This window comes from Agrobacterium sp., assembly GCF_059499945.1.
Genome location: NZ_JCABZP010000014.1, coordinates 1,031,815 through 1,051,998, shown reverse-complemented (window position 1 = coordinate 1,051,998; position 20,184 = coordinate 1,031,815). Strand labels below are relative to the sequence as shown.

Sequence of the window (20,184 nt, the reverse complement as noted above, 5' to 3'; positions counted from 1 at the left end):
CTTTACTCGAACACGAATGCCAGCCGCTTGCCGGTCAGCTTCGCCAGCTGCTGCAAACGCCCGTCCAGCCGCTCGCCGGCGAAATCGCAATAATCGTGCGGCACCACGAATTCGAGATCGAGGTCCGGATTGTCGGACTTGCGGAATTTCAGGTGATCAACGACACCGGGCATCGAGGCCGAGAAGAGGTAAACCACGCGCAGCAGGCCGCCGAGCAGCTTGCCAAGTTCCTGCAACCGGTCGCCTGCCATCGCCGCGAGCGGCTCGGTAGTGCCGTTGTCGTTCAGACCTTCGAAACGATAATAATTGGCAAGCGCAATATAGGCGCGGCCGGGATGGGTGATCGCCACGAAGGAGGAATGGGCGATGATGTTGAGCGCCTGCAGGCCACGATAATCCGGATGGGCGCGCCAGCTGATATCGGCGAGAAGGCAGGCCGCCTGCCGGTAACGGCTTTCCTCTTCCGTCTCGTCGACGCCGAAAACCGGAAAGGTGCGGCCGCTCCAGTCCGCCAGTTCGCGCGCATGTTCCGGCGAGCGGGCGCGCAGAATGGCAAGTTCATCAGCCGCGACCAGCAGCGGATCGGATTCACGCTCGGCTTCCGTCAACAGCGAATAGAGATAACCTTCGCGCACACCCTGCGCAGAGAAGGCGATCTTTGCCGGTTTCATCGCCTTCAGAACTTCGCGCATGGCGATGGCGCCAAACGGCAGAAGCGAACGGCGGTTCTTGGAAACCGCCTGCCAGGCCGGGTCCTTGCTGTCCCGGGAGACGATGACCTCCTCGAGAAAATTCAGCATTTCCTCGAGCGGCAATTCATAACCCTGCATCATGTGCAGCGGATAGCCTGATATTTCCATGTGCAGCTTGGCAATGTTTCGCCAGGTGCCGCCGACTGCATAGAAGGTGCGTCCCTCGCCCGCCGCCAACAGCTTCGCAAAGGATTTGACATGTTTTCTGGCGATGGTCGTCGCCTTTTCCAGCGAGCCATCCGACTGTTCCGACAGCCGCAGGCCGCCGAGCGGCAGGGTGATGCCCTGGCCGCAGCTCTTGCCCTTTATGTCGATGAGTTCGAGCGAACCGCCACCGAGGTCACCCGCGATGCCGTCTGGATCATGGAAACCGCTGATCACGCCATAGGCGGAATAAAGCGCTTCCTTTTCGCCTGAGAGCACCTCGATCTCGCAGCCGAGAATGGCTTCGGCCTCACGGATGAAATCCGGGCCGTTTTCCGCTTCACGCGCCGCCGCCGTCGCCAGCACATAAAGCTTCTGCGCCTGCGCCTGCTCGGAAAGTACATGAAAACGCCTGAGCGCCATCAGCGCCCGGCTGACGCCTTCCTCATGCATGCGGCCCGTCAGCGCCAGTCCCTTGCCAAGGCCGCACAGGACCTTTTCGTTGAACAGCACCGCGGGCGCGCGGGAAAGACCTTCATATACAACAAGACGAACGGAGTTCGAACCAATATCTATGACGGAAACGGGGGCAAGGCCGGTCAGCCGCCCCTGTGCTTCTGATCGAGTCATTCAGCCTGTTTCTTGCGGGACGAAATCAACCCGGCAATCAATTTGGGCGCACTGGATTTCAGGGCTTCACCACGTCCGGAAAGGCTGGGATTGGTCATGAAATAGTGCTGCGCGTTGAACGGTTCTTCGCCTTTACGCACCTCGATGCGCCTCGACGTTCCGTCCGCAAGTATCTCGTAGCTCTGCTGGTTGTCAATGAGATTGCCCAGCATAATCTGTGAAAGAACCTGCTCGTGCACCGTGGGATTGGTGAGCGGGACAAGCGTTTCCACGCGCCGATCAAGGTTGCGCGGCATCATGTCGGCCGAGCCGATATAGACCAGCGCCTTGTCCGACGGCAGGCCGAAACCATTGCCGAAGCAGAAGATGCGGCTGTGTTCGAGGAAGCGGCCGACGATGGATTTGACGCGGATATTATCCGACAGGCCGGGCACCTGCGGGCGCAGGCAGCAGATGCCGCGTACAACGAGATCGACCTCCACGCCCGCAGCACTTGCGCGGTAAAGGGAATCGATGATTTCAGGGTCGACCAGCGAATTCATCTTCATCCAGATCGCCGCCGGCGCACCGCGCTTGGCGTGCTCGATCTCTTCATTGATGTGCTTTACGATACGTGCGCGCAGCGTATAGGGCGAAATCGCCAGCTTCATGCCCTCTTCCGGCTCGCCGTAACCCGTGATGAAGTTGAAGATATTCGCCATGTCGTGGGCGATCTTCGGGTTGCAGGTGAAGAAGGACAGGTCGGTGTAAATCTTGGCCGTGATCGGGTGATAGTTGCCGGTGCCGAGGTGGCAATAGGTTCTGAGCTTGCCGTCCTCGCGACGCACCACCATCGACATCTTGGCATGGGTCTTGAGTTCGATGAAGCCGAAGACGACCTGCACGCCGGCGCGCTCCAGGTCGCGCGCCCAGCGGATGTTCGCCTCTTCGTCGAAACGCGCCTTCAACTCCACCAGCGCGGTGACGGATTTACCGGCTTCCGCCGCATCGATCAGCGCGCGAACGATCGGGCTGTCATTGGAGGTGCGGTAAAGCGTCTGCTTGATGGCGAGCACTTCGGGATCGCGCGCGGCCTGCAGCAGGAACTGCACGACCACGTCGAAGCTTTCATAGGGGTGGTGAACCACCATGTCCTTTTCGCGGATCGCGGCAAGGCAATCGCCGGCATGTTCGCGCACGCGCTCGGGGAAACGGGCGTTGTAAGGCTCGAACTTCAGGTCATCGCGCGGCGCGCGGACAATTTCCGAAATGGTGTTGAGTGCCAGAAGGCCAGGCAGAACGGCGACGCGATTATCCGGAACGCCAAGTTCATGCACCACGAACTGGCGCAGCGACTGCGGCATTTCGCTGTCGGTCTCGATACGGATCACCGAACCACGGCGGCGGCGCTTCAGCGCGCTTTCGAAGAAACGGACCAGATCTTCCGCCTCTTCCTCCACCTCGATATCGCTGTCACGGATAATGCGGAACGTGCCGAATCCCCGGACGGTATAGCCCGGATAAAGCCGGTGAATGAACAGGCCGACCACATCTTCAAGCGTGATGTAGCGGATGGCGTTTTTCTCATCAGGCAAACGAACGAAGCGGTCGAGCGCGGTCGGAAGACGCAACAACGCCGTCATCGGCTCGCGGCCGTTGACGCTGTCGAGTTGCAGGCCCATCGAGAAGCCGAGGTTCGGAATGAAGGGGAACGGATGCGCAGGGTCGATGGACAGCGGCGTCAGCACCGGGAAAATACGCTCTTCGAATTCCGTGCCCAGCCAGGTCCGATCCGCTTCGGAAAGTGCCGCCGGACGCACGATGAAGATTTCTTCCTTGGCGAGATATTGCTGCAGAACGGCAAGCGAAGCCTGCTGCTCCATCTGCAGATTGTCGATTTCCTTCAGAATATCTTCGAGCTGCTCGGCCGGCGTCTTGCCGTCGGGCGTCTTGACGGTGATCTTCTGACGTACCTGGCCTTCAAGACCGGCGACGCGGACCATGAAGAATTCATCGAGATTGGCGGCCGAGATGGAAAGGAAACGCAGACGCTCCAGAAGCGGGTGATCCGTGTTCAGCGTTTCCTCGAGAACGCGGCGATTGAACTGGAGCCAGGAAAATTCGCGGTTGATGAAACGCGCCGGGCTGTCCCAAAGGCTCTCGCCCTCAGTCACCGGCTGAACCTTGTTGAAGTCGTCCTGCGCGATAGCGTCCATTCCCTGTTCCATCCCCTGACCTATTTCCGTCCCGTGATCCTGCTGCATCGCGCGATCGTCCTTCTTGCCCGTATAACAGTTTGACGACGGAACTGTGACAGTCAATCGACGTCCAGTCCGCTATCCGCTCTCGCATTGTCCATCGCATTGAGGACCTCAGCTACCAGCGGACGTGTAATTCTCGTTCCACGCGCAAGCGCCAGCCGGTCGATCCGGTCCACGATCGTCTGCGCCGTATCGAGCGAACGCTCCATTCTATTGACGATGTAACCTATGAGTTTGTCATCCATGTAAAGCTGCCGGTCGGCGAAGAGTTTCACCAGCACCTGCGCGAGCAGCCCTTCGTCCGGTTCACCGGTTTCCACCACCGTCACGGCTTTCAGGCGAGAGCGCAGGTCCGGCAGCGTCACCGGCCATGCCGCCGGCCATTGCCGGCTGGTCATCAAAAGCGTCGTGCCATGCTGGCGCACGCTGTTGATGACATGGAAGAGCTCGGTCTCGTCGAAACCGCGCCGGTCGGCATCTTCGAAAAGAACCGGTCCCGTTTCGGCCGCGCGCGCGGCATCCGCGCCGGCTTCGGGGTGAATGTCTCGCGCGTCGCTGATATTTTTCCAGATATTGGCGAGATGCGATTTTCCCGAGCCCGGCGGCCCGGCGAGCACGACGACGGGCGAGCGCCAGTTCGGCCACTCATCGATGAGGCTGACGGCAGCCGCAAGCGAGGCGGAGACGAGGAGATCGTCCCTGCCGGAAGCGGACTGGTGCGAGAATGCGAGCGGCAGCTGCTCGGCCTTCGACCGGGCATTGTCGGTTTTGATTTGGTCAGTCATCGTCAGCTCTGAGAGTCAACCTTGCCGGAGGATGTTTCCCCTTCTTCCGGGGCAGTATTTGTGTCCCAGGGAAGGTTGGCGGCATGCCCATGGTAAAGATCGCTTTCAAGATACCGCGACAAGGCGAAGCGGACAAGCACGCCGACCGCCGCCGCAGCCGGCACCGCCACGAGAAGCCCGACGAAACCGAAAAGCGCACCGAAAGCGAAGAGGGCGAACATCAGCCAGACCGGATGCAGGCCGACGCTTTTGCCGACAAGCTTCGGCTGCAGGATGTTGCCTTCGATGAACTGGCCGGAAAAGAACACGACGAGCGTCAGAAAGACATAAATATAGTCCGGCCAGAATTGCACGATGGCGACGCCGACGGCGAGGATGAGGCCGACCATGGATCCGATATAGGGAACGAAGCTGATGAGACCCGAAAAAAGGCCGATCAGCAGGCCGAAATTCAAGCCCACCAGCGACAGGCCGACGGCGTAATAAACCCCGAGAATGATGCAGAGCGACCCCTGCCCGCGCACGAAACCGGCAATGGTCTTGTCCATGTCGCGGGCGATCTGGCGGACGGTATGGACATAGTCGCGCGGTATCCAGCTGTCGACCTTGTCGATCATCCGGTCCCAGTCAAGCAGAAGGTAGAAGGCGACGACGGGCGTGACGACCAGCAGCGACATGACATCGACCAGCGATTTGCCGGAATTCCATATCTGCGTCAAAAGCGTGCCGATGAAGCCTGCGCCCTCTGTCAGGAGCTTTGAAAAGTTCTCCTTTACCGAGTTGATCTGGCTGCTCACCCAATCCGGCAGGAGGTTGGTATCCGCGCCGGCGATCAGCTGCTGCAGCGACGAAATATATTGCGGAATGCGCGTGATGAATTCCGAGGCCTGAGCGGCAATCAGCGGAATGATGATGATGAGCGACAGCGCGAAGATCAGCACGAAGGAGACGAGGATGACGACGGTCGCCATCAACCGGCTCAAACCGCGCCGCTCCAGCCAGTCGGCCACCGGATCGAGAAAATAGGCAAGCGCCATGCCCGCCACGAAAGGCAGGAGAATGGAGCTGAAGACCATCAGGAAAAGGATAAAGACGGCAAGCACGCCGATCCAGAAAAACACCTGCCGACGCAGGTTCATACCACTCACATGGGGTTGCATCCGTTCATCCTTTGTCGCCGTACCGTCACTGCCCATGATGGAGATAGGATGGGCATGTGCACATGGTCAAGACCGGCGCTTTGGCGCGACCGCAGAAGGAGACTGCCCGCACAGCGATAAAATCCCTCATTTCCGGTCAACCCCTCGCAACGGCAGGTTGACCGGCGGAAAATATTAGACAACTATCAAATATTGCCGGGCGGGCCAGCGTCGCCCCTTCACGCCCGGTGGCCGGAGGCACGATGCAAAGTACCAGTGAAAATGGCATCGCGGACTATAATGCCGGTCTCTTCGATAATCCCGAAGTTGCCGAATGGTACGACAACCAGCAGCTTTACCCCGCTGAACGCATCATTCTCGATCAGTTCCGCCATGCCTATGCGGGCAAGCGGCTGCTGGATCTCGGCGTCGGCACCGGCCGAACGACGAAGCCGCTTCTGCCGCTGGTGGGTGAATATATCGGTATCGACCGCTCGCAGCCCATGCTTGCGCTTGCGCGGCGCAATTTTCCCGCTGCCACGTTTCTGGACATGGATGTGCGGGCGATCGACCAATTCGGCGCGGAGCGTTTCGATTGCGTGCTCGGCGCGCTCGCCATCTTAAGCGCCTTCGGCCATGAGGACCGGCTTGCCATCATCAATGCCGTCCGAAGCATTCTGTCACCGGGCGGTTACTTCATCTTTTCGTTTCATAACCGGCAATGGAAGCGGGCTGGCGGCATGCCGCTGCATCGGCGTTCCTGGCACCCGCGCGAGGTGGTGAATTCGCTGCATCCGCAAAGCTGGATCAACTATCTGCGTCTGCAACCTCAGACAAGGCGGACGCCGGAATATGCAATTCTCGCGGATCAGGCGCACCGCTGGAGCGGCCTGTTTTATTTCATCGACCTTGCCGCCCAGACCCGGCAGCTGGAAGCGGCGGGCTTGGAGATCGTCGCGCGTTATGGCGAAAACGGTCGGCCGATAGAGGAAAATTCCGATACCTCCAATGACGGCCTGCTCAATCTCGTCTGTCGCGCCGCTCCGCAGCCATCGTGAGCACTCAATCCGGCAAGCCCCGCCAAAGCCGTTAAAAACCGGAGCTTTTGCCACTCAAACCCTTGCATCAGGTCCCGTCCCGTGCGAATGGCGACGCCAAAGGAACCAGCGGAGACGAGAGCCATGAGCCAGTCGGGCAAGAACGGTCTTACCTATAGTGATGCAGGTGTGGATATCGACGCCGGCAACCTGATGGTCGAAAAGATCAAACCGGCGGTGCGTTCGACGCGGCGTCCCGGCGCGGATGGCGAAATCGGCGGCTTCGGCGGCCTGTTCGATCTGAAGGCCGCAGGCTTCACCGATCCGGTTCTGGTGGCCGCCAATGACGGCGTCGGCACCAAGCTGAAGATCGCCATCGACGCTGACTACCACGACACCGTCGGCATTGATCTCGTCGCCATGTGCGTCAACGATCTCGTTGTCCAGGGCGCAGAACCGCTGTTCTTCCTCGATTATTTCGCAACCGGCAAGCTGGACCCGGATCAGGGCGCCGCCATCGTTTCCGGCATTGCCGCCGGTTGCCGCGAATCCGGCTGCGCGCTGATCGGCGGAGAAACCGCTGAAATGCCGGGCATGTATTCCGATGGCGACTACGATCTCGCGGGTTTTGCCGTAGGTGCTGCCGAACGCGGACAGCTTCTGCCCGCTGGCGATATTTCCGAAGGCGACGTCATTCTCGGGCTCTCTTCCTCCGGTGTTCATTCGAACGGCTTTTCGCTGGTACGCAAGATCGTATCGGTTTCCGGTCTTGGCTGGGACGCCCCTGCCCCCTTCGCGGATGGCAAGAAGCTTGGCGAAGCGCTGCTGACGCCGACCCGCATCTATGTGAAGCCGCTTTTGAAGGCGATCCGCGAGACCGGCGCACTGAAGGCGCTGGCGCACATCACCGGCGGCGGTTTCCCCGAAAACATTCCGCGCGTTCTGCCCAAGCATCTCGCCGCCGAGATTGATCTCGACGCGATCAAGGTTCCGGCCGTCTTCTCGTGGCTCGCAAAAACCGGCGGCGTTGAAGCGAAGGAAATGTTGCGTACCTTCAATTGCGGCGTCGGCATGATTGTGGTCGTTTCGGCTGAAAATGCCGAGAAGGTCACCGACGCCCTGACGGCGGAAGGTGAAACCGTCTTCCCGCTCGGCCGCATGGTCGCCCGTGAAGAAGGTGCACACGGTACGATCTACAAGGGCACTCTCGGCCTATGATGAGCGCCGCCTTCTCGTCCGGCCGCAAACGCGTCGTCGTTTTCATTTCCGGCAGCGGCTCCAACATGGTGTCGCTGGCCAAGGCCTGCCAGGCGGTGGATTTTCCGGCGGAAATCGTCTGCGTGATTTCGGACAAGGCATCTGCGGGCGGACTGGAAAAGGCACGGGATCTCGGTATTCCGACGCTCGTTTTCGAACGCAAGACTTATCCCAGCAAGGCGGAGCATGAGGGCGCCATACTGGCCGCACTTGGCGAGATTGCGCCTGATATCATCTGCCTTGCCGGTTACATGCGACTGATATCGGGGGATTTCATTGCCCCCTATGAAGGCCGCATCATCAATATCCACCCTTCCCTGCTGCCGCTTTTCCCCGGCCTGCACACTCATCAGCGCGCCATCGACAGCGGCATGAAGATTTCCGGCTGCACCGTGCATTTCGTCACCGAAGGCATGGATGAAGGCCCGACCATCGCGCAGGGCGCGGTGCCGGTCATTTCCGGCGATACGGCCGACACCCTCGCGGCACGGATACTGACCGTAGAGCACCAGCTCTATCCGCTGACCCTGAAGCGGCTTGCCGAAGGCAAGGTACGAATGGAAGACGGTAAGGCCGTCTTCACGGAAAGAGAAAGTAAAGCCGAGTATTCCAACCTCATTTCCGCTTCCTGATAGAGTTATTCCTAAAGTACAAAAATACCTGAAATGGTATTTTTGGAAAAATAAACCGATCATTTACCATAATCACCTTTAATGCCCGCAACGGCCCTTATTTCGGGCTCTCCGGCCATTCAGGAGCGATTATGCCATTTTCGAGATTTTCCCTGCCGCTTTCGGTTGTTCTGCTGGCGGGCGCCAGCCTGCCTGTTGCGGCTGAGCAAAGCGGCATTACGGCCTCGGTGGATGCCGGCGTTCTCAATCTTCGAGCGACCGAAACCGTCCATATCGGTGGCCGCAAGCTGAGCGAACTCGAATGGGAAACCAAAAACGCCGTGGCATTGCGCGGCTCGCTCGGGCTTGAACTTGCGCCCGGCTGGCGCGTCAAGGCGGAAGGCCGCGTCGGCTTTGAAGGCGATGGCTACATGACCGACTATGACTGGGTCTGGCCTTTTTCCAGAGACAGCTCCAAGGACAATTGGAGCCACCGTTCTCAGCATGACGACACGCGGCTCGACCATTATTTTTCGGGAAACCTCGAACTCAATCGCATGTTGCTGGACGATCCGCAGCAATATCTCAGCGCCGGCGTCGGCTTTCGTTATACGGATGTGCAATGGTCGGCCTATGGCGGCAACGCCGTTTACAGCGTTTTCTCCCCCCGTGATCTCTCGGGCAAATTCAAGGATGGCCTCAAGGGAATCACCTATCGCCAGAAAATCCCTGTCTTCTACGGCAACCTGACGGGCGGCCAGAGGTTCGGCAACTGGTCGCTCAACGTTGGCCTCGAAGGTGGCGCCATGGTCTACGGCAAGGCGACGGACGATCACTGGCTGCGCGATATGCGCTTCACCGACAAATTCGACGTTGCCGGTATGTTCGGGGTGAAAGCGGGCGTCGCCTATGACCTGACCGAGAATGCCTCGATCTATCTCGATGGCGCGTATGACTATACCAGTCTCGGACGCGGAGACACCCACTATAGTGGCGCAGGTGCCGGAGGCCTATCATCGGAAAAGAATGCCGGCGGCGGTGACTTGCAGTCGATTTTCGTGGGGATGGGCGTCAAAGGTCGCTTCTAGTATTGACGGCTTCACCCGAAGGACAAGTTTACCAGATACGCTCGGATAACCCCGCCCTCAAAGCCGGGCGCGATTTAACATCGCCCATTGCAGGAGAATGATCGTCTTGGAATCGGTAATTTCACCCGATGCGATCATCGCGAAGGCCTCGTCCAGTCCGTAGGTCAGAACCTCCAGATCCTCGCCTTCGTCCTCCAGCCCGCCGCCGCTGCCGGCCTGTACGTCGAGATCGATGCGGGCGACGAAGAGGCTGACCTTTTCCGTCAGCGTGCCGGGGCTGGCATACATATCGAAGAGGTAATCGACCTTTTCGACCGCGTAGCCGGATTCTTCCATTGCCTCACGGCGGATGGCATGCGCCGCATCGTCATCATCGAGAAGCCCTGCCGGCACTTCGACCATGAAGCTTGGATCGCCGTTCACGAAGGCGGCGGGGCGAAACTGGCGAACCAGCACCACGCTGTCGCGCTTCGGGTCGTAAAGGAGAATGGCGGCCGCGCTGCCGTGGTCGTGGACTTCCCGGACAATGCGGATCGTTTTACCATCAGGCATGCGCTGGTCGAAAACGAGCTTCTGCATATGCACGAAGCCCTTCCACACCGTTTCCTTTTCCACCAGCCGGATTCTGCCCGCGTCCGTGTCGGCCGGAACGTTTTTCGCCTGCGTCTGTGTCACCGGATATGTCCTTGCCTGTCGTGGGATTTCAGCCTGCCCGTGTTGCGGCGCGATATCAAGCCTCGCGGCTCTCATCTTCGCGGCGGAGCCACACCTTGTTGTCGTGGAATGCCGCGCCGCCATAAGGCGCAACGGCATCGGCGCCGGTCAGCACATTGATGCCCTCGCCATCCAGATGCGCCTTGTTGGGCCACAGCCCTTCGGCAATCAGCACACCCGGTCTTGCTCCCTCCACGATTTTCGCGTGGAGCCGCACTTCACCGCGGCCATTGCCGATGCGGACGACGTCGCCATCGGCGATACCGCTGGTGGCGGCATCCTCGGGACAGATCATCAATTCCGGGCGGCCTTCCTTCTGCACGGAGGTCTTCGTTTCCGCGAAGGTGGAGTTCAGGAAATTCCGCGCCGGCGATGTCGCCAGCCGGAACGGATGATCGCCATCCACGGTTTCGATGACGTCGACCTGATCCGGGAATTTCGGAAATTGCGAGACCGGCCCCATGACGCCGATGTTTTTCGGCGGCTTGTTCGGAGACGGTCCGGTCGCCCATTCGGGGCTGAAACGGAATTTGCCGTCACCGTAACCGAAACCTTCGAGATAATGCGCCACCTCGAAGGAGGGCTGCGCATCGATCCATTTTTCTTCCGCCAGCGTGTCGAAATCGCCCCAGCCGCTGACTTTGAGCATACGGTCGACATGATCACGGGCCGAAAGGCCAAAGCCCGGCATATGGTCGACACCGAGACGTTTCGCCAGTTCTTCGATCACGAAGAGGTTGGTGCGCACCGTTTCGGGCGGCTCCACCAGTTTCGGACCAAGCAGAATGTGGTTCTGGCCGCCGGCGCGGTAGATGTCGTCATGTTCAAGGAACATGGTGGCAGGCAGCACGATATCGGCCACCTCCGCCGTTTCGGTCATGAATTGCTCATGCACGGCGACGAAGAGATCGTCGCGCAGGAAACCCTGTTTCACCAGCCGCTGTTCGGGGGCGACATTGACGGGATTGGTGTTCTGGATCAGCAGCGCCGTCACCGGGCCGCCATGGCGCAGCGCTTCAGCGTCTCCGGTCAGCACGCGGCCGATCTGTGACTGGTCGAGCTGGCGTACCTCGGGGTCGGCGTAAGAACTGCCCATCAACTCCGACTTGTTGAGCCGGAAGATATCGCCATTATTGTGGAAAGCGCCGCCGCCCTCATATTGCCAGGAGCCGAGGACGGTGGCGATGGAAAGGGCCGCATGCATGGCGACAGCGCCGTTGCGCTGGCGGGCAAAACCATATCCAAGCCGGAAGAAGGTCTTTTTCGTGGTGCCGACCAGCCGGGCGAAATCCTCGATCTCGTCGACGGAAAGACCGGTGATTTCCGATGCCCATTGCGGCGTCTTCGTCTTCAGGTGCGCCTCAAGCCCGGCCGGATCATCGGCGAAACGCGCCATATAATCACGATCGGCGTAACCGTCGCGGAAGGCGATGTGCATCACGGCGCAGGCGAGCGCCGCGTCCGTGCCGGGGCGGACAACGAGGCGCATATCCGCCTGCTTCATGGTCGGATTGTCGTAGATATCGACCACGACGATCTTCGCGCCGCGCTCCTTGCGGGCTTTCACCGCATGGCTCATGACATTGACCTGCGTGGCGACCGCGTTGGTACCCCAGATGACGACGACATCGGCCTTGGCGATCTCGCGCGGATCGGGGCCACGCAGTGCGCCGGTGCCCATCACGTAGCCGGTCCAGGCCATGTTGGTGCAGATCGATCCGAAGAAGCCGGAATATTTCTTGGCGTGGCGCAGCCGCTCGATGGAATCGCGCTGCACCTGCCCCATGGTGCCGGCGTAGAAATAGGGCCAGATGGCTTCGGCACCACACCGCGCTTCAGCCTTGACGAAAGCGTCCGCCACCTCGTCCAGAGCCGCGTCCCAGGAAATTTCCTGCCAGTCGCCCGCGCCCTTCGCGCCCTTGCGGCGCTTCGGGGTCAGCAATCGGCCGGGATGATAGATGCGCTCGGAATAACGCGCCACCTTGGCGCAGATCACGCCGGCGGTGTAAGTATTGGCGTTGGCCCCGCGCACGCGGCCGATCCGGCCATCGGCATTGATGTCGACCTCCAGCGCGCAGGCGCTCGGACAGTCATGCGGGCAGACCGTGTGTCCGATACGGACTTCGGGCTTCGGGGCGGCTTTTTCAGCGGAAATCGGGGTCGCAACGTTCATGTCTTTTGTATATTGCATCAACGATGCGGCAAAAAGGCCGAAGTGACGTCCATCAAGAATATTCATCCTGACCATTCACCCCGATAAGCCGCAAGCGAGACATATCCATGAACTACCGCCACATCTATCACGCCGGCAATTTCGCGGATGTCCTCAAACATGCCGTTCTTGCCCGCCTCGTGCGCTACCTGCAGAACAAGGACAAGGCATTTCGGGTGCTGGACACCCATGCCGGCATCGGTCTTTACGACCTGACCTCGGAAGAGGCGCAGAAGACGGGCGAATGGCAGACCGGCATCGGCAAGCTGATGGAGGGTGATCTGCCCGCCCCCATTGCCGAATTGCTGGAGCCCTATCTTGACGCCGTGAAGGAACTGAACCCGGAAGGCGGCGTGAAATTTTATCCCGGTTCGCCGAAACTCGCACGCATGCTGTTTCGCCCGCAGGACCGGCTTTCGGCCATGGAACTGCACCCGGATGACAGCCGCGCTCTGGCACGGCTCTTCGAGGGCGATTATCAGGTTCGCGTCACCGAGCTGGATGGCTGGCTGTCGCTCGGCGCGCATCTGCCGCCGAAGGAAAAGCGCGGCCTCATCCTCGTTGATCCGCCGTTCGAGCTTGAGAATGAATATCAGCGTCTGGCCGATGGCCTGAACAAGGCCTATCGGCGTTTTTCCACCGGCACCTATTGCCTGTGGTATCCCCTGAAGAAAGGCGCGCCGATCAAGGACTTCCATGAGCGGCTGCAATCCTTCGACATTCCGAAGATGCTGTGCGCGGAACTGTCAGTCAGAAGCGACCGGCTGGATGGCCTGAGCGGCTCAGGCCTCATCATCGTCAATCCGCCCTATACGCTGAAGGACGAGTTGCACACGCTGCTGCCTTACCTGAAGACAACGCTGGCGCAGGACAGGTTCGCCTCGCAGCGCGCGTTCTGGCTGCGCGGCGAGGAAAAGCCGGAAGAAAGCTGAGGGCTATCTCAACCCTTCCCTTTTCTGCGCCGCCGCAAGCTGTGATCGTTCGAAGAACAGGATCACGAACAGCGCCATGATGAAGGGGATGATGAGATAGAACAGCCGGAAGACCAGCAGCGCCGCGATCACATCCGCCGGGTTCATATCCGGCAGGCCGGTGACGAAGACCAGCTCCAGCACCCCCAGTCCGCCCGGCGCGTGCGAGATGAGCGCCGCCGAGAAGGAAACCAGAAATATGCCGAGAATAACCATATAACCGGGATTTCCGGCTTCCGGCAGCGCGAAATAGATGATGCCCGCCGCGCCGATCAGCTCGATTGGGCCGATGACGAGTTGTTGCGCAACAAGCTTCGGCGCGGGGTAAGGCAGCACGAAAGAGCCGATTTTCAGGGGCTTCAGCCTGAGCAGGCTGCCGAGAACATAAAGCCCGACAACAAGGAGCAGCAGGACGCCCGTGGTCGTGGAGGCTTCGACGGGCAGGATTCCGGTAAACCGTTCGGTGATGTCGGGCTCGTAAAGCAGCACCATGCCGATGAGCATGATCGTGCCGATGAGGAAGGTGAAGGAGCAGAGCCCCACGAGGACGCCCACTTCCGCGACACTCAGTCCCTTGGACGTATAAGCCCTGTATCGCACCACCGCTCCCGAAAACACCGAGGCCCCTACATTGTGGGACAACGCATAGGTGGTGAAAGAGGTGAGCGTGATGAAGAACCAGTTCACCTTGCGGCCAAGATGCTGCAGGGCGATGCGGTCGTAACCGGCAAGCGCGGCATAGGCCAGCAGGGTCGCAAGACCCGAACACAGCCAGTCCCGCACGCGAATGGCTTTCAGGCTGTCCCAGAGATCATCGAGCGACAGGCCACGCAATTCGTGAAAGAGCAACCAGGCGGAAAAACCGATCGTCGCAAAACCAACGACGGGCCAGATGTATTTCTTGAATTTCATGCGGTCATGCCGCCTATTACCCCCAGCCCTGTTTCCGTCTTTTGCGGAAGATTCGTTCGACTCTATTCGTTATGCGGCGAAGCTTTCAACCTTTTTGCCCGTTTGCCTCGTTCACAAATTTATGTAAGACCGGATCGTCGCCCGACGGCGGTATGAACTGGTCCAGTTTCCGGGGAACGTGCACGGAATGAAACGTTACGCAGGTTTCATCGCCTTGGGTCTTCTATCGCTTGCGGCGCTGTGGTTTGCACAGGAAAAACCCGCCCCGAAAGGACCCGTGAACGATCAGCAGGCGCAAGCCTCGCCGCAATCCGCGGGACACCCGCAGCAAGAGACACCACGGAGAAATACGGGCAATAATCCGGCACCTCGCGGAACGGGTTTCGATTTCTACGTGCTTTCCTTGTCCTGGTCTCCGGCCTTCTGCGCCAGTTCCGAAGGCTCGGGTAACCGTCAGCAATGCGGCAGCGACAGGCGTTACGGTTTCGTCGCGCACGGGCTTTGGCCGCAGAACGAAAACGGCTATCCCGAATTCTGCCGAAGCAGCGAGCCTGAGCGTGTTCCTGACGCGATCGGCCGCAGTATGTTCGATATCATGCCGTCTATGGGCCTTATCGGCCACCAGTGGCGCAAGCACGGCTCCTGCTCCGGCCTGTCGCAGAGGGATTATTTCTCGGCAACGCGGGCCGCCTTCGAGGCCGTCCGGCTGCCGGAAAAGATCGCCTCGGGCGCCGCGGCCTCCACACTGTCCGCCGACGCCATAGAAAACGCTTTCACCGACGCCAATCCGGGCCTGTCGAAACGTGGCATCTCCATCAGCTGCGACGGCAAACGCCTTGAGGAAGTACGCATCTGCCTCAACCGGGACATGACGTTCCGCGATTGCCCCGAGCTTGACCGCAAGGGCTGCCGCGCCAACGCCGCAGAAATCATCCCCATTCGCTAGAGCGCATCGAATGCGCTCTATTTCTCGTCTGTACACATTTTCCAGACATAAAACCGCTATCCAGTTTTACTGAATACTCCAGTCCCCAGACGACAACCCATAGGACCTGACCATGGAACTGCTTTACTCGCCCGCCTCCCCCTACTCCGCCAAGGTGCGCATGGCCGCCCGCCATCTCGGCATCGACATCACCTCGGTACGCGTCGACACCAATGCCGAGCCCGCAACGCTGATGGACAACAATCCGCTCGGCAAGATTCCCGTCCTGCTTCTGGATGGAGGCGGCTCGGTCTATGACAGCGTGGCGATCATGCACTATCTCGACCGTCTTTCAGGCGGCAAGCTCTACCCGAAAAAGAACGGCAAGCGCACGGATGTGGAAATTCTGGAGGCGCTGTGCGACGGCATCATGGATTGCCTGCTTGCCATCGTTTACGAGCGCCGTTTCCGCCCGGAAGACAAGATCCATCAGCCCTGGATCGACAAGCAGTGGAGCAAGGTGGTACGCGGACTTGATTACCTCAACGCCAACCTGCCCAAAACCGGCAAGAAGCTGCATGGCGGCCATTTCGCCCTTGCGGCGATGATCGGTTATCTCGACCTGCGTTTTGCCGGCGAATGGGCCGAAGGGCGCGATGCGCTGGCCGCCTGGCCTGAAACCTTCGGCAAGCGTTTCGAAGCCTACACGGAAATGAAGGCCGCCGCCTGAGGTTAGCGAAAGAACAATGCCCGGCCTGATCGCCGGGCATTTATTTCGGCGGTATGCCACAAAACAAAAAGCCGGGGCATAAACCCCGGCTTTTCTTTAACCGATCCAAAAAGGATCAGAACTTGACGCCGATACCGGCCTTGACCGAGTGATCGTCGAAACCACGCGAGAACGCGCCGGAGTCGAGACCGTAGTCCTTCTTCTGGTAGTCGCTGTAGCGATATTCCAGACGGGCGGTGATGTTATCGGTCACCATGGCTTCTACACCGGCACCGACAGTGTAACCGAGGGCGGTGGCGCTGTCCTTGGAGGTCGCGTCACGTACCTTGTTGTCGGAGACGGCAAGACCAGCCGTACCGTAAAGCAGGAACGGGTTCATGTCGTAACCAACGCGGCCGCGCAGCGAGCCGTTGACGCCCTGCTTGCCTTCGATGGCGTTGCCGGCAACCGTACCGGCAGAACCCTTCTCGTCGCCGAGGTTGACGTCTGCTTCGGCGCCGTAAACGATCTGGCCGCTCTGCATGTTGTAACCACCGTACAGACCGCCGCCGAAGCCCTTGGCGTCACGGCCGTCATTGCTGGAGCTGAAACGGCCCCAGTCATAGTTGACCGTACCACCGAGGTAAGCGCCGGACCAATCCTTGACCGGTGCGGGCTGGTCGTAGGACACCGGTGCCTGCGGCACTTCATTTACGGCGTCAGCGGCGTGAGCAGCCGAAAAGCCGGCGGCTGCCATGGTCGAAGCCATAAGGGTTGCTACGAAAATACGCATGCTATTCTCCTTTCAGGACCGCTCTGCACTCAAAACATTGTTTTCAGACGCGGCATAATTCGTCGGGTTAATCGCCCCTCTGGAAACTGAACTTGATGGGAGAATGCGGAGATCAAAGAGCCAAAATGTGAATTGTTTGGGGCAGAGGCGTGACTAGAATTAGACGTTGCCTAATTGCCACAAGGGTTTTATTAACCATAACAGAAGCCTAACCAGCAATAGATCGCCTTTAAACTTAGTTATATTCAAATTAAACCGAAATTGCATTGTGAATAAAAAATCGCCCAATTCTTTTGGGGCTGACGGACAGCTTGCGATTTGCATTTATATCCAGCAAATAGGGCTGAGATGAGCAAATGCAGGTCCGCCGTGAAAGAAAATATACCGAAGACAGTCTTGATAACGGGGGCCGCCCGCCGGCTTGGGCGGGCAATCGCCACCGATCTGGCCGCCCATGGCTTCGCGATCGCCGTCCATGCCAATGAATCGATGGCGCAGGCCGAGGAATTCGCTAACGAAATAAGGCAAAAAGGCGGCAAAGCCGTTGCCGTCCAGGCGGATCTGACACAGTCCGGGCCCACTTCTGGGCTCATCGAACAGGCTTCTTCGGCGCTGGGACCTATCGGCGTCGTTATCAATAATGCATCGGTTTTTCTGGACGACTCGGCGGATAAACCCGATCCCGCGATCTTCGACGCGCATTTCGCCGTGCATGTGCGGGCCCCTTCACTCATCGCCGCCGCCTTTGTCGAACAATTGCCTGCCGACAATTCCGGGCTGATCGTCAATATCATCGACCAGCGCGTGCTTGCCCTCACGCCGCGTTTTTATTCCTACACACTTTCTAAATCCGCCCTGTGGACGGCCACGCGGACGATGGCGCAGAGCTTCGCACCGCGCGTGCGGGTCAATGCCATCGGGCCGGGTCCTACCTTCAAAAGCGAAAGACAGACGCCCGAGGACTTTCAGGCGCAGATCGACGGCCTTATATTAAAGCGAGGTCCCGCACCGGATGAGTTCGGGCGAACGATTCGCTTTCTTTTCGACACGCCGTCGGTCACCGGACAAATGATCGCGCTCGACGGCGGCCAGCACCTCGGCTGGGAAACCCCTGACGTGGCGGAGATAAATGAATGAACGGAAAGAAGCTGCCTGATGGCGGTATTCTCTTCGATGAAACCGACGACGAAGACGACGATGCAAACCTTGCCGCACCGGAAGCGGCCGAGGCTCCGCGCGACGTTGCCGGCATGGATTGGAATGCAGGCTGGAAGAACGAATCCGGCCTGAAGGGCATGGATCTGATCGGCGAATTCGTCAAACACCTGCCGAACTCGCCGGGTGTCTATCGCATGTTCAACGATGCGGGCGACGTACTTTACGTCGGCAAGGCGCGCTCGCTGAAGAAGCGCGTCGGCAATTACGCGCAGGGCCGCGTGCATTCCAACCGCATCGCCCAGATGGTGCGTTTCACCACCCATATGGAATTCGTCACCACCCGCACGGAGACGGAAGCGCTTCTGCTGGAAGCGAATCTGATCAAGCGTTTGCGGCCGCGCTTTAATGTGCTTTTGCGAGACGACAAATCGTTTCCCTATATTCTCATCACCGCCGACAACCGCGCACCGGCGATTTTCAAACACCGTGGCGCCCGGGCGCGCAAGGGCGACTATTTCGGCCCCTTTGCGTCGGCTGGCGCGGTCGGCCGCACGATCAATTCACTGCAGCGCGCCTTTTTGATCCGCACCTGCACCGACAGCGTGTTCGAGACCCGCACGCGCCCCTGTCTTCTTTACCAGATCAAGCGCTGTTCCGGCCCCTGCACGCATGAGGTCAGCGATCAGGGGTATGCGGAACTCGTCAAGGAAGCCAAGGATTTCCTGTCCGGCAAGAGCCAGAGCGTCAAGACCGCGATTGCGCGGCAGATGAACGAGGCGGCCGAAGACCTCGATTTCGAGCGGGCCGCCGTCTATCGCGACCGGCTGGCCGCACTTTCCCATGTCCAGAGCCATCAGGGCATCAACCCGGCTGGCATCGAGGAAGCGGATGTTTTCGCCATCCACCATGAGGGCGGCATCTCCTGCATTCAGGTATTCTTTTTCCGCACCGGCCAGAACTGGGGCAACCGCGCCTATTTCCCGAAGGCCGATCCTTCCCTGCCCGGCTCGGAAATTCTCAACGCGTTTCTGGCGCAGTTTTACGACGACAAGCCCGTGCCGAAACAGATCCTGCTTTCCGAAACGGTGGAGGAGCAGGAACTGCTGGCCGCCGCTCTCGGTGAAAAGGCGGGACACAAGGTCACGATCAGCGTGCCGCAGCGCGGTGAGAAGAAGGACATTACCGACCACGTGCTTGCCAATGCCCGCGAGGCGCATGGCCGCAAGCTGGCGGAAACCTCGTCCCAGGCGCGGCTGCTGAAGGGTTTTGCGGAAACCTTCGGCCTTTCCTATGTGCCGCGACGGATCGAGATTTACGACAACTCGCATATCATGGGCACCAATGCCGTGGGCGGCATGGTGGTGGCGGGGCCGGAAGGTTTCGTGAAGAACCAGTACCGCAAGTTCAACATCAAATCGACCGACATCACCCCCGGCGATGACTTCGGCATGATGCGTGAGGTGATGACCCGCCGTTTCTCCCGTCTGTTGAAGGAAGAAGGCAAGCCCGACCGCGAGCGGACACCGACACCGGAGGAAGCGGCCGACATGCCCTTCCCCGCCTGGCCGGATGTGATCCTGATCGACGGCGGCCAAGGCCAGATGACGGCGGTGCGCGCCATTCTCGACGAACTCGGCATTCGCGACTGTGTGACGGCCATCGGCGTCGCCAAGGGTGTGGACCGCGAGGCGGGCCGCGAGCGCTTCTTCGCGGACGGGCGCAGCGATTTCTCGCTGCCGCCGCGCGATCCCGTGCTTTATTTCATCCAGCGCATGCGCGACGAAGCGCACCGTTTTGCCATCGGCTCGCACCGGGCGCGGCGCAAGAAGGAAATGGTGCGCAATCCGCTGGATGAAATTTCGGGAATCGGGCCGGGCCGCAAACGCTCCCTGCTGCAGCATTTCGGCACGGCCAAGGCGGTTTCCCGCGCCGGTCTCAACGATTTGATGGCTGTCAGCGGTATTTCCGAGACGGTGGCGCGACAAATCTATAATCACTTCCACGAGAGCGGCAGTGATTGATACCGCGACGTCGTGGCGAACTGCTAAAAAAACATAATCACATGTTGACGCTATGCCCTAGCGGCGGCATCAAGGCAGCTGATCTT

At 59.6% G+C, this 20,184-nt stretch carries 17 protein-coding genes; 9 read left to right on the top strand and 8 right to left on the bottom strand.

The features are described 5' to 3' along the window. Positions 1-2: 2 nt before the first annotated feature. The 4 genes from ppx to AC5I5B_RS16890 are packed head-to-tail and all read right to left on the bottom strand — an operon-like array spanning position 3 to position 5,711. Positions 3-1,526: an exopolyphosphatase gene (gene ppx, locus AC5I5B_RS16905; protein WP_003502164.1), complete on the bottom strand. Its 1,524-nt coding sequence runs from the start codon at positions 1,524-1,526 to the stop codon at positions 3-5. Then, positions 1,523-3,826 carry an RNA degradosome polyphosphate kinase gene (locus AC5I5B_RS16900; RefSeq protein ID WP_371412705.1) on the bottom strand — a complete coding sequence of 768 codons (2,304 nt, stop codon included), beginning with the start codon at positions 3,824-3,826 and terminating at the stop codon, positions 1,523-1,525. Before AC5I5B_RS16900 ends, ppx begins: the two co-directional genes overlap by 4 nt. After that, positions 3,823-4,551 (bottom strand): DnaA regulatory inactivator HdaA, encoded by a 729-nt coding sequence (hdaA, locus tag AC5I5B_RS16895; protein WP_003502161.1) that lies wholly within the window; start codon positions 4,549-4,551, stop codon positions 3,823-3,825. Before hdaA ends, AC5I5B_RS16900 begins: the two co-directional genes overlap by 4 nt. 2 nt (positions 4,552-4,553) lie before the next feature. Further along, a complete protein-coding gene (locus AC5I5B_RS16890) occupies positions 4,554-5,711 on the bottom strand; it encodes an AI-2E family transporter (protein ID WP_035212361.1) in 1,158 nt (385 codons plus the stop codon). A 242-nt stretch (positions 5,712-5,953) separates the two neighbouring features. Here AC5I5B_RS16890 and AC5I5B_RS16885 point away from each other — a divergent pair, with 242 nt between their 5' ends. The 4 genes from AC5I5B_RS16885 (at position 5,954) to AC5I5B_RS16870 (ending at position 9,683) form a co-directional block, all read left to right on the top strand. Continuing rightward, positions 5,954-6,748: a class I SAM-dependent DNA methyltransferase gene (locus AC5I5B_RS16885; RefSeq protein WP_111784513.1), complete on the top strand. Its 795-nt coding sequence runs from the start codon at positions 5,954-5,956 to the stop codon at positions 6,746-6,748. Positions 6,749-6,871: 123 nt separating this feature from the next. Beyond that, positions 6,872-7,945 carry a phosphoribosylformylglycinamidine cyclo-ligase gene (gene purM, locus AC5I5B_RS16880; RefSeq protein WP_003502155.1) on the top strand — a complete coding sequence of 358 codons (1,074 nt, stop codon included), beginning with the start codon at positions 6,872-6,874 and terminating at the stop codon, positions 7,943-7,945. Then, a complete protein-coding gene (gene purN / locus AC5I5B_RS16875) occupies positions 7,942-8,616 on the top strand; it encodes a phosphoribosylglycinamide formyltransferase (RefSeq protein ID WP_020809928.1) in 675 nt (224 codons plus the stop codon). Before purM ends, purN begins: the two co-directional genes overlap by 4 nt. Positions 8,617-8,747: 131 nt before the next feature. Then, positions 8,748-9,683: an omptin family outer membrane protease gene (locus AC5I5B_RS16870; protein WP_495752754.1), complete on the top strand. Its 936-nt coding sequence runs from the start codon at positions 8,748-8,750 to the stop codon at positions 9,681-9,683. A gap of 57 nt (positions 9,684-9,740) precedes the next feature. On the opposite strand, the gene AC5I5B_RS16865 is transcribed toward AC5I5B_RS16870, so the two are convergent. Both AC5I5B_RS16865 and AC5I5B_RS16860 read right to left on the bottom strand, forming a co-directional pair. Further along, on the bottom strand, positions 9,741-10,358 hold the full coding sequence (locus tag AC5I5B_RS16865; protein ID WP_003502139.1) for an NUDIX domain-containing protein: 618 nt from the start codon (positions 10,356-10,358) through the stop codon (positions 9,741-9,743). Positions 10,359-10,413: 55 nt separating this feature from the next. Next, positions 10,414-12,636 (bottom strand): molybdopterin-containing oxidoreductase family protein, encoded by a 2,223-nt coding sequence (locus AC5I5B_RS16860; protein WP_162695515.1) that lies wholly within the window; start codon positions 12,634-12,636, stop codon positions 10,414-10,416. A gap of 41 nt (positions 12,637-12,677) precedes the next feature. Here AC5I5B_RS16860 and AC5I5B_RS16855 point away from each other — a divergent pair, with 41 nt between their 5' ends. After that, entirely contained in the window at positions 12,678-13,541 is an 864-nt protein-coding gene (locus AC5I5B_RS16855) for a 23S rRNA (adenine(2030)-N(6))-methyltransferase RlmJ (protein ID WP_003502135.1), read from the top strand. A gap of 3 nt (positions 13,542-13,544) precedes the next feature. Here the strand turns inward: AC5I5B_RS16855 and AC5I5B_RS16850 are convergent, their stop codons facing one another. Further along, positions 13,545-14,492: a lysylphosphatidylglycerol synthase domain-containing protein gene (locus tag AC5I5B_RS16850; protein WP_080866056.1), complete on the bottom strand. Its 948-nt coding sequence runs from the start codon at positions 14,490-14,492 to the stop codon at positions 13,545-13,547. Positions 14,493-14,679: 187 nt separating this feature from the next. On the opposite strand from AC5I5B_RS16850, the gene AC5I5B_RS16845 reads away from it, so the two are divergent. Then, on the top strand, positions 14,680-15,438 hold the full coding sequence (locus AC5I5B_RS16845) for a ribonuclease T2 family protein (protein ID WP_111780898.1): 759 nt from the start codon (positions 14,680-14,682) through the stop codon (positions 15,436-15,438). A 112-nt stretch (positions 15,439-15,550) separates the two neighbouring features. Then, the gene (locus tag AC5I5B_RS16840; RefSeq protein WP_087743731.1) at positions 15,551-16,147 is read left to right on the top strand and encodes a glutathione S-transferase; all 597 of its coding nucleotides are present in this window, start codon (positions 15,551-15,553) and stop codon (positions 16,145-16,147) included. A gap of 115 nt (positions 16,148-16,262) precedes the next feature. Here AC5I5B_RS16840 and AC5I5B_RS16835 read toward each other — a convergent pair whose 3' ends face one another. After that, positions 16,263-16,919, bottom strand: a complete 657-nt coding sequence (locus tag AC5I5B_RS16835) for an outer membrane protein (RefSeq protein ID WP_003502127.1) — start codon at positions 16,917-16,919, stop codon at positions 16,263-16,265. A gap of 348 nt (positions 16,920-17,267) precedes the next feature. Here AC5I5B_RS16835 and AC5I5B_RS16830 point away from each other — a divergent pair, with 348 nt between their 5' ends. Together AC5I5B_RS16830 and uvrC are read left to right on the top strand one after the other, a co-directional pair. Then, a complete protein-coding gene (locus AC5I5B_RS16830) occupies positions 17,268-18,056 on the top strand; it encodes an SDR family oxidoreductase (RefSeq protein ID WP_003502126.1) in 789 nt (262 codons plus the stop codon). After that, a complete protein-coding gene (gene uvrC, locus AC5I5B_RS16825; protein WP_060726133.1) occupies positions 18,053-20,098 on the top strand; it encodes an excinuclease ABC subunit UvrC in 2,046 nt (681 codons plus the stop codon). The genes AC5I5B_RS16830 and uvrC overlap by 4 nt, the downstream gene beginning before the upstream one ends. Positions 20,099-20,184: the final 86 nt, after the last annotated feature.